Source organism: Phaeobacter sp. NW0010-22 (genome assembly GCF_040365955.1).
Taxonomy (GTDB): Bacteria; Pseudomonadota; Alphaproteobacteria; order Rhodobacterales; family Rhodobacteraceae; genus OMPR01.
On the sequence record NZ_BAABWT010000004.1, the window covers coordinates 324146 to 338270 of the forward strand.

The 14125-nt window shown below is 54.9% G+C and carries 17 protein-coding genes; all 17 read left to right on the forward strand.

Going from position 1 to position 14125, the window contains the following annotated elements; genetic code table 11:
- The first annotated feature begins 133 nt into the window (after positions 1-133).
- The 17 genes from ABWV33_RS10985 (at position 134) to ABWV33_RS11065 (ending at position 14122) form a co-directional block, all read left to right on the forward strand.
- Positions 134-478, forward strand: coding sequence for a hypothetical protein (locus ABWV33_RS10985; RefSeq protein ID WP_113824665.1), 345 nt, complete (start codon positions 134-136; stop codon positions 476-478).
- Complete coding sequence (locus tag ABWV33_RS10990; protein ID WP_502930910.1) at positions 471-1757, forward strand: DNA-packaging protein; 1287 nt, start codon at positions 471-473, stop codon at positions 1755-1757. The genes ABWV33_RS10985 and ABWV33_RS10990 overlap by 8 nt, the downstream gene beginning before the upstream one ends.
- A gap of 118 nt (positions 1758-1875) precedes the next feature.
- Positions 1876-3060, forward strand: coding sequence for a phage portal protein (locus ABWV33_RS10995; protein WP_353330727.1), 1185 nt, complete (start codon positions 1876-1878; stop codon positions 3058-3060).
- Positions 3053-3277 carry a GTA head formation protein, RCAP_rcc01685 family gene (locus ABWV33_RS11000; protein ID WP_113824410.1) on the forward strand — a complete coding sequence of 75 codons (225 nt, stop codon included), beginning with the start codon at positions 3053-3055 and terminating at the stop codon, positions 3275-3277. The genes ABWV33_RS10995 and ABWV33_RS11000 overlap by 8 nt, the downstream gene beginning before the upstream one ends.
- A 28-nt stretch (positions 3278-3305) precedes the next feature.
- On the forward strand, positions 3306-3863 hold the full coding sequence (locus ABWV33_RS11005) for an HK97 family phage prohead protease (protein ID WP_113824409.1): 558 nt from the start codon (positions 3306-3308) through the stop codon (positions 3861-3863).
- 34 nt (positions 3864-3897) lie between these two features.
- Positions 3898-5076, forward strand: coding sequence for a phage major capsid protein (locus ABWV33_RS11010; protein WP_353330730.1), 1179 nt, complete (start codon positions 3898-3900; stop codon positions 5074-5076).
- Positions 5077-5249: 173 nt separating this feature from the next.
- A complete protein-coding gene (locus ABWV33_RS11015) occupies positions 5250-5849 on the forward strand; it encodes a head-tail connector protein (protein ID WP_353330934.1) in 600 nt (199 codons plus the stop codon).
- Positions 5846-6184, forward strand: coding sequence for a head-tail adaptor protein (locus tag ABWV33_RS11020; RefSeq protein WP_353330732.1), 339 nt, complete (start codon positions 5846-5848; stop codon positions 6182-6184). Before ABWV33_RS11015 ends, ABWV33_RS11020 begins: the two co-directional genes overlap by 4 nt.
- Entirely contained in the window at positions 6181-6597 is a 417-nt protein-coding gene (locus ABWV33_RS11025; RefSeq protein WP_353330734.1) for a DUF3168 domain-containing protein, read from the forward strand. Before ABWV33_RS11020 ends, ABWV33_RS11025 begins: the two co-directional genes overlap by 4 nt.
- A 24-nt stretch (positions 6598-6621) precedes the next feature.
- Positions 6622-7035 carry a phage major tail protein, TP901-1 family gene (locus ABWV33_RS11030; RefSeq protein ID WP_113824405.1) on the forward strand — a complete coding sequence of 138 codons (414 nt, stop codon included), beginning with the start codon at positions 6622-6624 and terminating at the stop codon, positions 7033-7035.
- Between the two features lie 4 nt (positions 7036-7039).
- The gene (locus tag ABWV33_RS11035; protein WP_113824404.1) at positions 7040-7360 is read left to right on the forward strand and encodes a gene transfer agent family protein; all 321 of its coding nucleotides are present in this window, start codon (positions 7040-7042) and stop codon (positions 7358-7360) included.
- Positions 7357-7566 carry a rcc01693 family protein gene (locus ABWV33_RS11040; RefSeq protein WP_113824403.1) on the forward strand — a complete coding sequence of 70 codons (210 nt, stop codon included), beginning with the start codon at positions 7357-7359 and terminating at the stop codon, positions 7564-7566. Before ABWV33_RS11035 ends, ABWV33_RS11040 begins: the two co-directional genes overlap by 4 nt.
- Entirely contained in the window at positions 7553-8215 is a 663-nt protein-coding gene (locus ABWV33_RS11045) for an RcGTA-type gene transfer agent tail tape measure protein (protein ID WP_113824402.1), read from the forward strand. Before ABWV33_RS11040 ends, ABWV33_RS11045 begins: the two co-directional genes overlap by 14 nt.
- A gap of 15 nt (positions 8216-8230) precedes the next feature.
- The gene (locus ABWV33_RS11050; RefSeq protein WP_353330737.1) at positions 8231-8863 is read left to right on the forward strand and encodes a phage distal tail protein, Rcc01695 family; all 633 of its coding nucleotides are present in this window, start codon (positions 8231-8233) and stop codon (positions 8861-8863) included.
- Positions 8863-9750 carry a phage/gene transfer agent baseplate hub protein gene (locus ABWV33_RS11055; protein ID WP_353330739.1) on the forward strand — a complete coding sequence of 296 codons (888 nt, stop codon included), beginning with the start codon at positions 8863-8865 and terminating at the stop codon, positions 9748-9750. Before ABWV33_RS11050 ends, ABWV33_RS11055 begins: the two co-directional genes overlap by 1 nt.
- Positions 9750-10193, forward strand: coding sequence for an NlpC/P60 family protein (locus tag ABWV33_RS11060; RefSeq protein ID WP_113824400.1), 444 nt, complete (start codon positions 9750-9752; stop codon positions 10191-10193). The genes ABWV33_RS11055 and ABWV33_RS11060 overlap by 1 nt, the downstream gene beginning before the upstream one ends.
- Positions 10193-14122, forward strand: coding sequence for a baseplate multidomain protein megatron (locus ABWV33_RS11065; RefSeq protein WP_353330741.1), 3930 nt, complete (start codon positions 10193-10195; stop codon positions 14120-14122). Before ABWV33_RS11060 ends, ABWV33_RS11065 begins: the two co-directional genes overlap by 1 nt.
- Positions 14123-14125 lie beyond the last annotated feature (3 nt).

Consider the following 14125-nt stretch of genomic DNA (forward strand, 5'->3'; position numbering starts at 1 on the left):
ACTCGGCGCACGGTCTAAGCTATAAGTTTTGTCATGCTAGAAGAAGTGGGCGACGGCCGCAGGATACCCTCCTGTCGGTCGTTTTTTGTTTCTCTCGTGCGGAGATCACTCATGCATGAGGTCAACGGGCAACATGACATTGATTACCCCGGAAGAGCGGATTTCTGAAACGGCTGGTTTGCTCCGGTCTCTTGAGGAGTCCATTCGCCATCTGCGGCAAATGGCGGAAGACTTGCGCCGACAGATCAAGGCCGGGGAGGATGCAGACCTTGCTGGGTCTGGCAAGCAATTGGGTCAGGTAGAGGGCCTGATCCGAAACTGTCAAAAAGTGGAGACGAGTTTTGTTGAACAACATAACAAACAAGCCGGGATTGCTCAGGGCGGGTACGCACTCGACTTGGACAGAGCCCGATTTGAGGTCGGGTGCAGGTTGGCTCGCCTCCGCACCTGCTGCAGTAAGAGAAACGTTTCTGACTGAGATTGGGGAGGGGGGGCTTTGTGCCCTCCCTTTCCTTTTTGAGTTCTGGGCGATGCCGCATCAGCTGCCTCCGGAGGGGGATTGGCGGTCTTGGGTGATCATGGGGGGACGCGGCGCGGGAAAAACGCGTGCGGGGTCGGAGTGGGTTCGGTCGATGGTTGAGGGGAGTCTGCCGTTGGAGGAGGGCAAGGCGAAGCGGGTCGCGTTGATTGGCGAAACCTATGACCAGGTGCGCGATGTCATGGTTTTCGGTGATAGTGGCATAATGGCGTGTAGCCCACCGGACCGGCGACCGACTTGGAAGGCGGGTGAACATAAGTTGATTTGGCCGAATGGGGCCGAGGCCAAGGCCTTCTCTGCGCATGACCCCGAAGGGTTACGAGGCCCGCAGTTTGATGCCGCCTGGGTCGATGAACTGGCGAAGTGGAAGAAGGCCAGAGACACCTGGGATATGTTGCAGTTTGCGTTGCGGTTGGGGGACCAGCCGCGGGTTTGCGTGACTACGACCCCGCGGAATGTTGGTGTGTTAAAGGATTTGTTGGCGTCGCCTTCGACGGTGACGACCCATGCGGCGACAGAAGCCAACCGCGCGAATTTGGCGGCCTCGTTTCTGGAAGAGGTACGGGTGCGGTATGCGGGGACGCGATTGGGACGGCAGGAGCTGGATGGGGTGTTGTTGGCGGATGCTGATGGTGCGTTGTGGAATTCGCAAGATCTAGAAGGCGTCCGTTTGAAAGAGGCACCCAAGATGGATCGCGTGGTTGTGGCGCTTGATCCTGCTGTGAGTTCTGGTTCTGCGGCGGATGAGTGCGGGATTGTGGTGGTGGGTGCGCAATTGCAGGGGCCGCCACAGGACTGGCGCGGAATTGTTCTGGCGGACCGCACTGTACAGGGTGTTGGCCCGGCGGGGTGGGCACGTGCCGCAATTGCAGCGATGGATGAGTTCAATGCAGAGCGATTGGTTGCAGAGGTGAACCAAGGTGGGCAGCTGGTCGAGGAGGTCGTGCGGCAGGTGGACCCATTGGTGCCGTTCAAGGCTGTTCATGCCTCGCGCGGTAAGGCGGCACGGGCGGAACCTGTGGCGGCGCTGTATGAGCAGCGTAGGGTGCGCCATGTGGGTGGACTGGCTGATCTGGAGGAACAGATGTGTCAGATGACATCACGTGGGTACGAGGGGCAAGGATCGCCGGATCGCGTGGATGCGCTGGTTTGGGCTTTGCATGAATTGATGATTGCACCAGCGGCGCAATTCAAACGGCCACGTATCCGATCGCTGTAAGTGTTGCCTAAGCACCGTACGCATTGTTTCCATAACCTGAACAATCTTAGCGGATAACTCTTCTCAACAAGCCGAGCAGCCCATCGGGGACAGCGGCGAGCAGATAGGAGTATCAAGCATGGTTTTTGATTTCTTGCGCCGTGGGGCTAGGTCCGATGTGCCAGAAACGAAGGCAAGCGCAACGGGCCCTGTTGTGGCATGGCACAATGCGGGTCGTGTTGCATGGAGCCCGCGGGATGCTGTGTCGCTGACTCGGACGGGTTTTTCGGGGAATCCTGTAGGGTTCCGGTCGGTTAAGTTGATTGCTGAAGCCGCCGCAGCGCTGCCCTTGGTCTTGCAGGATCAGGACCAGCGGTTTGATGTTCATCCTGTGTTGGCCCTGGTGAAACGACCGAATGCAGCACAGGGGCGCGCAGAGCTGTTGGAAACGCTTTTCGGTCAGCTTTTGCTGTCAGGGAACGGGTACATCGAAGCGGTTCAGGGCGAGGGTGGTTTGCCTTTGGAGCTGCATGTATTGAGATCCGACCGGATGGCAGTCGTACCGGGCGCGGATGGTTGGCCGATTGCCTATGAATACACGGTTGGCGGCAAGAAACACCGATTTGATGCCAGTGGTGCGGTTTCGCCCATCTGTCACATCAAGAGCTTTCACCCGCAGGATGATCATTATGGCTTTGCGCCTATGCAGGCGGCGGCCATGGCGGTGGACGTTCACAATGCAGCCTCGCGGTGGTCCAAGGCGCTGTTGGATAATGCGGCGCGGCCTTCGGGGGCGTTGGTTTGGAAAGGGTCGGATGGCCAAGGGGTGATGGCTGAGGATCAGTTTCGACGTTTGAGTGACGAGATTGAGGCGAATTATCAAGGTGCGCGCAATGCCGGGCGGCCGATGGTTCTGGAGGGCGGTTTGGATTGGAAGCCAATGGGTTTCTCACCCTCAGATATGGAGTTTCAAAAGACAAAAGAAGCCGCTGCCCGTGAGATCGCGCTGGCCTATGGTGTTCCGCCTATGTTGCTGGGCATTCAAGGCGACGCGACCTATGCGAATTATCAAGAGGCCAATCGGGCGTTTTATCGTCTGACGGTATTGCCCTTGGTGACGCGGGTGGCGGCGACGTTGTCGGAGTGGTTGTCTGAATTCTCTGGCGAGGTTGTCGAACTAAAGCCAGATTTGGATCAAGTCCCGGCATTGTCCGCAGAGCGAGACGCCCAGTGGGCCCGTGTGGCGAAAGCAGATTTTCTGACGGATTCAGAAAAGCGGGCGTTGTTGGGACTACCAGCATTGGCGGCTGACGTTGATGGCTGATGGTCCCGGATACCCGCCCTTTGATTGTGCGCCCGGCCTGAGATTGGCAGCGCATGAACGGGTCGCCCAAATCCAACACGATAATCTCTGCCGGCGTTTGGACCGATTGGAAGAAATGATGGAGCGGTTGGAACGTCGTTTGTGGCTGACGGTTTACGGAGTTGTTGCTGGGATCTTTGCCCAGGCATTTCAATCCTTTTTGTCGGTTTCACCCTGACATTTCATAGAGCTACGAGGAGTGTGCCATGACTTTGGACACCGGTTTGGAACACAAATTTGCGCGGTTTGGGGACGGGTTGACCGTTTCGGATGAGGCCGTGATCGAAGGCTATGCAAGCCTGTTTGGTCAGACGGACCAAGGTGGCGATTGCGTGGAACAAGGGGCCTATTGCGCGTCTTTGAAATCGCTGGGTCATCGCGGGCAACGTGTTAAAATGTTGTGGCAACATGACCCTGCCCAGCCCATCGGGGTTTGGGATGAGGTGCGCGAAGACAGCAAGGGATTGTGGGTCAAAGGCAGGCTGCTGGAAAGCACCCAACGTGGGCGCGAGGCGGCGGCCTTGATACAGGCGGGGGCGATTGACGGGCTATCGATCGGGTACCGCACAAAGCGTGCGCGAAAGACTGACAAGGGCCAGCGGCTCTTGACTGAACTGGAGCTTTGGGAAGTCTCGTTGGTGACATTCCCGATGCTGCCAAGTGCGCGGGTGGCGGCAAAGGGATCTTTCTTGGAGCTTGAAGACACCTGGCGCCAGATTGCTGAGGTGCTGACCGGTGCCCAGTTAGAAATGGCGCGTCGATAACGCGCTGAACACTCACCCATAGAGGGATGTGCAGATGAGCAAGACCGAGTTTTCGGCCTTGGCCGGAGAAGATGTGCCTTTGGTTCAAGAAATAAAGCAGGCCGTGTTTGGATTTGTAAGTGAGTTCAAGAGCTTTCAGTCCGAAGTGCAAGTTAAACTGAAACAGTCAGAAGAGCGAATGACCATGCTGGATCGTAAATCACAAATCGCGGCACGTCCGCACCTAGCCGCAAGTATTGACACCGGCGCGCCGCATCAAAAGGCGTTCAATTCCTACCTGCGATCAGGCGATGATGATGGGCTGCGCGGGTTGGAGCTGGAAGGCAAATCGCTGTCGACTGCGGTAAACAGTGACGGCGGTTATCTGGTCGATCCACAGACTGCGGATGTGGTTAAATCGGTTTTGAAATCGACCGCTTCGATCCGTTCGATTGCATCTGTTGTGAATGTTGAGGCGACGTCTTTTGACGTGCTCATTGATCATACGGATGTTGGTGCTGGGTGGGCGACCGAAGCCGGTCCTGCGGCGGAAACGGGCACCCCGTCTATTGACCGGATTACCATTCCTTTGCACGAGCTGTCCGCATTGCCGAAGGCATCGCAGCGCCTGTTGGATGACAGTGCGTTTGATATTGAAAACTGGTTGGCAGAGCGGATTGCTGACAAGTTTGCCCGCGCTGAGGCCGATGCTTTTGTAAACGGTGATGGTGCGGACAAACCGCGTGGTTTCTTGAACCACCCACAAGTTGAAAACGACAGCTGGAGCTGGGGCAATCTCGGCTATGTGGCGACTGGGACGGCTGGAGGTGTGGACGGCGATGATATCGTTGGTCTGGTCTATTCGCTGGGCGCACAATACCGCGCCAATGGTGCGTTTGTGATGAATTCTAAAACCGCAGGCGTTGTTCGTAAGCTGAAAGATGCGGATGGCCGTTTCTTGTGGTCGGATGGCCTGGCAGCGGCTGAACCGGCGCGTTTGATGGGCTATCCCGTTGTGATCGCTGAGGACATGCCCGATGTGGCGACCGACAGTTATTCCATTGCCTTTGGTGACTTCAACGCGGGTTACACCGTTGCTGAACGCCCAGACCTGCGCATTTTGCGCGATCCGTTTAGCGCGAAACCTCATGTCCTATTTTACGCCACCAAGCGCGTTGGCGGTGACGTAAGCGATTTTGCTGCGATCAAATTGCTGAAATTCGGCACTGCGTAAGCGGTGTTGAAGGCGGGGCCGGGTTTCCGGTCCCGGGTGCAGACACGCGTCGGAAAGAGATCCCCTGCGTTGTCTAGCTGCTCCCCTCCGTCCGAGCAACGTGGGGCGATGCGTGTCTGCAGATCACAGGATCCGACCCCTGTCCGAGGGGGTGCTGTATGCGGAGTGAATTGATGATGTTGATCGAAGAGACAACAATTCCTGAGGTGGCTTTGCCGATCACCCAGTTCAAGGCGCATCTGCGTCTTGGAACGGGCTTCGCAGAGGACAGTTTACAGGATGAGATCTTAGTAAGCTTTCTGCGCGCTGCTGTGGCTGCGATTGAGGCGAGGTCAGGGAAGGTTCTGATAGCGCGCGACTTCTCGTTGACGCTGCATCGGTGGCGGGATCGTGGGGGCGAGGTGCTTCCGGTGGCGCCTGTTCGCGACGTTCAGCAGCTGGTGCTTGTCGATGCGATGGGTGTTGAAACGGTTTTGGTGACCGAGGATTACCGTCTGGAAAAAGACAGCCAGCGCCCGCGATTGCGTCCTGCTGGATCGCTGTTTCCGATGGTGGCGGTCGGCGGCTCAATCAAGGTGAGTTTTACTGCGGGGATGGCCTCGGACTGGGGTGGATTGCCAGCTGATCTAGCGCAGGCTGTGTTGTTGCTTGCTGCGCATTACTACGAATACCGGAATGAAACCGGCTTGAGTGATGGCTGTATGCCGTTTGGCGTCTCGAGTTTGATACAGCGCTATCGTCAGGTGCGTCTTGGGTTGGGGGCGGGGCTATGAGAGCGCCGAACCTTGCCCGGAAGTTGATCCTTGAGACGCCATTGAGAAGTGCGGATGGCGCTGGCGGGTTCAACGAAGCTTGGGAAACGGTTGGGGCGCTGTGGGCGGATGTTACCGCGCGAACGGGATCTGAGAGATCCCTATCGGGCGTAGCGATTTCGCGAACCGGGTACCGGATTGTGATCCGGGGGGCTCCTGTCGGGTCGTCTATGCGGCCTGCGCCAGAGCAACGGTTTCGAGAAGGTGCGCGGGTTTTTCTGATCCGTGCGGTGGCGGAGCGAGACCCGGAAGGGCGGTTCCTAACTTGTTTTGCAGATGAGGAGATAGCGGCATGAGCTATGGCATGGCAACGGCTTTGCAAGCAGCGGTTTACCAGCATTTGCTGGCAGATACTGAGGTAAGTAACCTTGTTGGATCGGCAATTTATGATGCTGTACCAGCAGGCACTTTGCCACAAACCTATGTGACCCTAGGGGCAGAGGAAGTGCGTGAGGCGTCAGATAGCACTGGCACCGGAGCACTGCACAGGTTCACAATTTCTGTGATGTCAGAAGCAGCAGGTTTTGCCACAGCCAAGACGTTGGCCGCCGCCATCACGGATGCACTGGTTAGCCCTTCTATTCCGCCCCTAAGTCGGGGGCGACTGGTTGGGCTTTGGTTCGAGAAAGCCGTGGCTAATCGAACAGGTTCGACGGGCCAGACCCGTCGCATCGACCTCAAGTTTCGCGCGCGCGTGGAAGACAACTAATCAACCAATCTTTGGAGATACGGTATGGGTGCCCAGAACGGAAAAGACCTGTTGGTCAAAGTCGATATGAACGGCAGTGGTTTGTTCGAAACCATCGCGGGCCTGCGCGCAACGCGGGTGAGCTTTAACGCCGAGAGCGTTGATGTCACCAGCCTGGAGAGCCAGGGCGGATGGCGTGAGTTGCTGTCGGGTGCTGGCGTCAAGTCTGCTGCGATTTCGGGATCTGGCGTTTTTAAAGACGCCGGTACGGATGAACGCGCACGACAGTTGTTCTTTGATGGCGAAACACCTGCGTTTCAGGTGATCATTCCAGATTTTGGCACGATCGAAGGTCCGTTTCAAGTGACCGCAATTGAATATGCGGGAAGTCACAATGGCGAAGCGACCTATGAGTTGTCGCTGGCCAGTGCTGGTGCGCTGACCTTTACGGCGCTGTGATCTGATGGCCAATCCGTGGACGGGTGAGGTGGCACTGGTCATCAATCAGCAGCGCCGGGTGCTCAAGCTTACGCTGGGCGCATTGGCCGAATTGGAACAAGAGTTGGAGACGGTATCTCTGGTCGAACTGGTCCAACGGTTCGAAGGTTCAGAGTTTTCCAGCCGAGATATTCTTGCAGTTATCGGAGCCGGCTTGCGAGGCAGTGGTGCGGACATTTCGCGGACTGATCTATTGCAGGCCGACATAGATGGTGGGCCGATGGCTGCAGCAAAGGCCGCTGCCGAGCTTTTGGCTCGCGCCTTTATGGTGCCGGGGGAAGCATGAAAGATTTTGACTGGCCCGCTTTGATGCGGGCCGGGATCCACGGGTTGCGATTAACACCAGAGCAATTCTGGGGTCTGACGCCTGCCGAACTGCAGCTCATGCTGGGGCAAGGGGGTGGGCAAGCGGCCATGAACAGGTCGGGTCTGGAGGCGTTGTTGGCGGTTTATCCAGATAACGAACAAGGAGAACGTTATGGCGGAGAATGATGGTTTTGTTGACCTTCAGGACAGCGGTGAAACACTTGGCGATACGCTGAGCAGTTCAGCAACGATGGCTGCAGGGTTCGACAATGAACTACGTAGGGTGCGGGAATCGTTGGCTGCAACCGGGAAAGACATGGCAACCTTGGAACGGGGGATGTCTAAGGGGCTTCGCCGTGCGTTTGATGGTGTGCTCTTTGATGGGATGAAATTGTCCGATGCCTTAGACGGCGTGGCGCGCTCGATGGTGCAGACGACATATTCAGCAGCAATCAAACCTGTGACAAATCATGTAAGTGGTCTGATTTCAAAAGGGGTTGGTGGTCTGGTCGAGGGGCTATTGCCATTTGCCGATGGCGGGAGCTTTTCCCAGGGACGGGTTATGCCCTTTGCCAATGGCGGTATCGTATCCGGCCCTGTCGCCTTTCCCATGCGAGGCGGCATGGGGTTGATGGGCGAAGCCGGTCCGGAAGCGATCATGCCTTTGGCAAGAGGTTCAGATGGAAAGCTGGGCGTGCGAGATTCAGGTGGCGGGCGGTCGGTCAACGTTGTGATGAATATCACGACACCTGACGTTCAGGGATTTCAACGCAGCCAGGGTCAGATTGCCGCTCAAATGAGTCGTGCATTGGGTCGTGGAAACCGCAATCGATAAAACGGGGAAGAGATGATGAATTTTCATGAAGTGAGGTTCCCGGCCAGCCTGAGTTTTGGATCTGTTGGTGGGCCGGAGCGCCGGACGGATGTTGTTACCTTGGCGAATGGATTCGAAGAGCGAAACACGCCTTGGGCTCATTCACGTCGCCGCTATGACGCAGGATTGGGAATGAGGTCTTTGGATGATGTTGAGGATCTGATTTCGTTCTTTGAAGCACGGCGCGGGCAGATGTTTGCATTCCGCTGGAAGGATTGGTCTGACTTTAAGTCAGGTCGGGCTTCTGCTGAGCATTCGTTTGATGATCAGGTCATTGGAACAGGTAATGGTGCTGAAACGCAGTTCCAGATCTCTAAAACGTACCGTTCGGGGTCTTTTGAGTATTCGCGTCCGATCACAAAACCTGTGCTTGGAACTGTGCGAATGGGGCTGGAACGTGAAGAGTTAAGAGAGGGTGTCGATTATGAGGTGGATGTCACCACTGGGTTGATCACCTTGTCCAATGCGCCGGCTGAAGGTGTGCAAGTTATGGCTGGGTTTGAATTCGATGTACCGGTTCGGTTCGATACGGATCGCATCCAAACCAGTGTTGCAAGCTTTCAGGCGGGTGATGTGCCAAATGTTCCAGTTGTTGAGGTGCGGGTCTGATGGCTGAGTTACAAGAAGCTTTTCAAGCACATATCGAGAATGGGCTGACAACGCTTTGTAGGTGCTGGCTGATTACGCGAAAAGATGGCGTGACATTCGGCTTTACTGATCATGACTGTGCGCTTGCGTTTGATGGTCTTGCATTCAAAGCTGACTCTGGACTTTCGGCTCTGGCACTTGATCAAAGCACGGGCCTTTCGGTCGACAATACTGAGGCTTTGGGCGCGTTGAGTGATGCGGCTGTCCGTGAGGAGGATATCGAGTCTGGCCGTTTTGATGGTGCGGATGTCCAAGCTTGGATGGTTAATTGGGCCGACCCTTCGATGCGTTGGCTACAATTTCGCGGCTCTATAGGGGAATTGCGCCGTAAGGGTGGTGCCTTTCAGGCAGAGCTTCGTGGTTTGGCAGAAGCGCTAAACCGGCCTTTAGGACGGATCTATCAAAAAGCTTGTACCGCAGTTTTGGGGGAGGCGAGGTGTCTGTTTGATCTGGAGAAGCCAGGTTACACGGAAACGCGTGCGATCGAAGCGTTGGAAGAGGCAAGGGTATTTTCTTGGAGTGATCTGAATGGATTTGAACCCGGCTGGTTTGCACGGGGTCGTTTGACCGTAACGTCTGGTCAGGCTTTCGGTTTGTGGGGTTCGATCAAGCAGGACCGTGTTGAAAATGGGCGTCGCATTGTTGAATTGTGGGAGCCCATTCGCGGTGGACTGGTTGTCGGTGACCAGATCAAGTTGACCGCGGGATGCGACAAGTTGATGGGATCCTGTCGGTTAAAATTCAATAATCTTGCGAACTACCAAGGATTTCCTGACCTTCCATCTGAGGATTGGGTGGCTGCAGTTCCGAAAAGAGACGGGAGCAACAGCGGTGGGAGTCGCCGGTGATGTCTGACCGAGCGCGCATTGTGTCTGTCGCAAGACGGTGGATTGGAACCCCTTACCATCACCAGGCTTCCTCTATCGGGGTTGGGAGTGATTGTTTGGGATTGGTTCGGGGCATTTGGCGCGAGTGCTTTGGACAGGAGCCAGAAGTCGTTCCGGCCTATTCTATGGACTGGTCTGAGCCGCAGGGCGTTGAAGAGCTGTGGCATTCGGCGCGGCGTCATCTTGTCGAAAAACCGATGGGGAAAATATGCCCGGGTGATGTTTTGTTGTTTCGGATGCGATCTAATTCCGTAGCAAAGCACGTTGGAATAGCAGCGGAAAATGGGAAATCTCCCAGTTTCATTCATGCGTACTCCGGACACGGTGTAGTCGAAAGCCCCTTGAGTGACCCGTGGAAAAGACGGGTCGTTACTTTGTTTGAATTTCCCTTGGAGGTGCTCTGATGGCGACAATACTTCTTTCTGCAGCTGGGGCTGCAATCGGTGGTACAATCGGTGGTACTGCAGCAGGCCTGTCCTCTGTAGTTCTTGGTCGTGCGGCCGGGGCAACTGTTGGACGTGTTCTTGATCAAAGATTGATGGGGAGTGGTGGCGCCCCGGTGGAAACGGGGAAGGTTGACCGTTTCCGTTTGACGCAGGCAGGTGAAGGCGCAGCGGTGGCCAAAGTCTATGGGCGCATGCGGGTCGGTGGACAGATTATTTGGGCCTCCAAATTCACAGAAACTACAGCGACCTCAGGTGGTGGTGGCAAAGGGTCTTCGCCAAAACCTCAGACGACACAATATAGCTATTCGGTGTCTCTGGCCGTGGCGGTGTGCGAAGGTGAGGTGACGTCGATCGGTCGCGTATGGGCTGATGGTGAAGAAGTGTCATTGGAAGATTTGAACCTTCGTGTTTACCTGGGTTCGCAAGACCAGCTGCCAGATCCCGTAATGGAAGCTGTTGAGGGCGCGGGCTTAGTGCCAGCTTATCGTGGCACGGCTTATGTCGTGGCCGAGGACTTGCCACTTGGGCAATTTGGAAACCGGATCCCTCAGCTTTCGTTCGAGGTTGTGCGTGCAGAACAGCCAGACATGCCTGATTATGATAATCGCTTGGGTGATATTGTCAGAGGTGTGGCTATGATGCCTGGAACCGGGGAATACACCCTGGCGACCAGTCAAGTGAACTACACCAAAGGTTTGGGAAGCAGTTGGGCAGCTAATGCACACAGCCCATCGGGTAAAACAGATTTTGTAACTTCGGTTGATACGCTTGCGCAGGAACTACCCAACTGTGATGCAGTTTCGCTTGTAGTCTCTTGGTTTGGGGATGATTTGCGCTGTGGTGAATGTGAGATACAGCCTAAAGTTGAGCGCAAAGAAATCGATGGCTCAAATATGCCCTGGACGGTATCCGGTTTGACGCGTTCTTCGGCCGAGGAAATTGCGCGTGAGAATGACCGACCAATTTATGGCGGAACCCCTGCTGATGCTGCTGTCATAGAGGCGATTAAGCATCTAAATGGTGAAGCTAAGAACGTGATGTTCTATCCTTTCGTGTTGATGGATCAACAGTTGAGCAATGATTTGCCGGATCCTTGGTCTGAAGCAGATACCCAACCTCATTTGCCGTGGCGCGGCAGAATTACTTTGAACACCGCGCCGGGTCGGGATGGATCGCCCGACAAAACACCGCTTGCTGACATCGAAGTTTCAAACTTTTTCGGCACAGTTTCAGCATCGGATTTCGTGATCTCTGACGGCAACGTAAGCTATGTTGGACCAGAGGAGTGGAGCATGCGTCGGTTCATTCTTCACTATGCGGCGCTATGTGCTGCTGCAGGGGGTGTTTCCTCGTTTTGTATTGGTTCAGAGATGCGCGGTCTTACCCAGATTCGTGGGCAAGAAGGGTTTCCAGCAGTTCAAGAATTGCGTTCGCTGGCTGCCGATGTACGTGCATTGGTTGGGCCTACGACAAAAATAGGGTATGCGGCAGATTGGTCAGAGTATTTTGGGTATGCGCCAAGTTTTGAGGCAAACTCACGGTATTTCCATCTGGACCCGCTGTGGGCCGATCCCAATATCGATTTTGTTGGGATCGACAACTACATGCCGTTGTCTGATTGGCGAGAGGGCGATGCGCACTTAGATGCGCAAGGCGGTGCGTCGAGCATTTATGAGTTGGACTATCTGGAGAACAATGTCGCAGGCGGTGAAGGTTTCGATTGGTACTACCATTCGAAAGAGGCTGCAGAGGCTCAAATTCGCACGCCGATAACGGACGCGCAGCACAATGAAACCTGGTTGTGGCGGTATAAAGATATTCAGGGGTGGTGGTCTCATGAGCATCATGAACGCATTGACGGCGTGCGTCAGGCCGCGGCGACGGATTGGATTCCGCAGTCAAAACCGGTTTGGTTTACTGAATTGGGATGTGCTGCTGTCGACAAAGGCACAAATCAACCGAATAAATTTTTGGATCCCAAATCCTCTGAATCAAGTTTGCCAAAATATTCTAACGGGGCCAGAGATGATTTAATCCAGGGCCAATATTTGAAAGCAGTCGTCGGATATTGGGGCAAGTCAGAAAACAACCCGACCTCGACTGAGTACGACGGGCGAATGATCGATTTGGCCAATAGCTATGTTTGGTCTTGGGATGCGCGTCCTTATCCCGTGTTTCCGAACAATCGGGATCAATGGAGTGATGGGAGCAATCATGCGCGGGGGCATTGGTTAACTGGCCGATCAGGCAATCGGACATTGGCTTCTGTCGTGACAGAGATTTGTTATGCGTCTGGCCTGAAAGACATCGATGTTTCTGAACTATGGGGAACGGTGAGTGGTTATACCGTCGATCAAGTGTCTGATGCGCGTTCAGCTTTGCAGCCTCTGATGCTGAGGTATGGGTTTGATGCGATTGAGCGTGATGGGGTACTCGCATTCAAATTGCGGAGCGGCACCAAGCCCATTGCGCTTAACCCTGACTCTTTTGCTGAATCTTCTGAAATTTCGGGTCAAGTTGAATACTCCCGCGAGGCAGAGGCCGAAATGAGTGGCCGCGTGCGCTTGCGGTTTGTACAAGCTGGTGCGGATCATGAAATTGTCGCCGAAGAAGCAGTTTTACCGAACGAAGCAACCCATGCAGTTGCCACAAACGAGATTCCGCTTGCGATGACGCGTTCTGAGGGGCGTCAAACTGTCGAACGCTGGTTGACTGAAGCGCGTGTGTCACGAGAGACTGCTCGTTTCGCATTACCCCCATCACGGACGGATATTGGGGCAGGGGACATTGTAAATTTGCCCGCTGCAAACGGATCAGAAACAGCAACTTTTCGGGTAGATAGGGTTGAACAGTCGGAAATTCGTACGGTTGAAGCCGTTCGAATTGAAGAAAATGTATACCGTAACGCGCAAGCTGAAGATGACATTCCGTCCAGCAAAGCTTTTGTTCCTCCATTGCCAGTGTTCCCGGTTTTCTTGGACTTGCCGCTTTTGACAGGAGATGAAATTCCGCATGCGCCACATATTGCCATAAGCGCGGACCCTTGGCCGGGAAGCGTTGCGGTATATTCTTCGACGTCTGATGACAACTATTCTTTGGATGAAATCATTGCCTCGCGGTCGATCATCGGGCTTACAGAAAGCCCACTTGCAAAGGCCGTACCTAGCCTTTGGGATCGAGGTGAGGGACTGCAAGTTAAGCTGTCTAGCGGTTCGTTGGAAAGCCGGTCAAAAGAGGCCATCTTGAATGGAGCAAACATCGCAGCCATTGGGGATGGGACAAGCGGTAATTGGGAGGTGTTCCAATTTGAAAAGGCAGAGCTTGTTGATGCGGATACCTACCTGCTGTCGGGGCGGTTAAGGGGGCAACTTGGCAGTGATGGGCTAATGCCTGATGTCTGGCCTGCGGGTTCGACTTTCGTTCTTCTGGATCGGCAACCCGTGCAATTGGGTCTCGCTGCATCGGATCGCAGAAAAGCCAAGCACTATCGCATTGGACCAGCAAAGCGGGGGTATGATGACCCGTCTTACGTACATCGCATCGAGGCGTTTGACGGGAATGGTCTGCGCCCCTACGCGCCCGTGCATCTTAATGAAATTCGTCTCGACGGGACGCGTTCATTTAGCTGGATACGGCGAACACGTATTGATGGCGATGATTGGGACGGAATCGAAGTACCGTTAGGGGAAGAGAGTGAGACGTACCTTGTTCGCGTGAAGAAAGACGGTGCGATCATCCGCGAAAACTCCGTTGAATCACCCATGTGGACCTATGATGCAGCAATGCAAGCTGCGGATAATGTGGTATTTCCTGCTGAGATTGAAGTTGCGCAGATTTCGGCACGATTTGGGCCGGGTTTGTGGGCCCAGTCGATCATGAATGAATAGGTT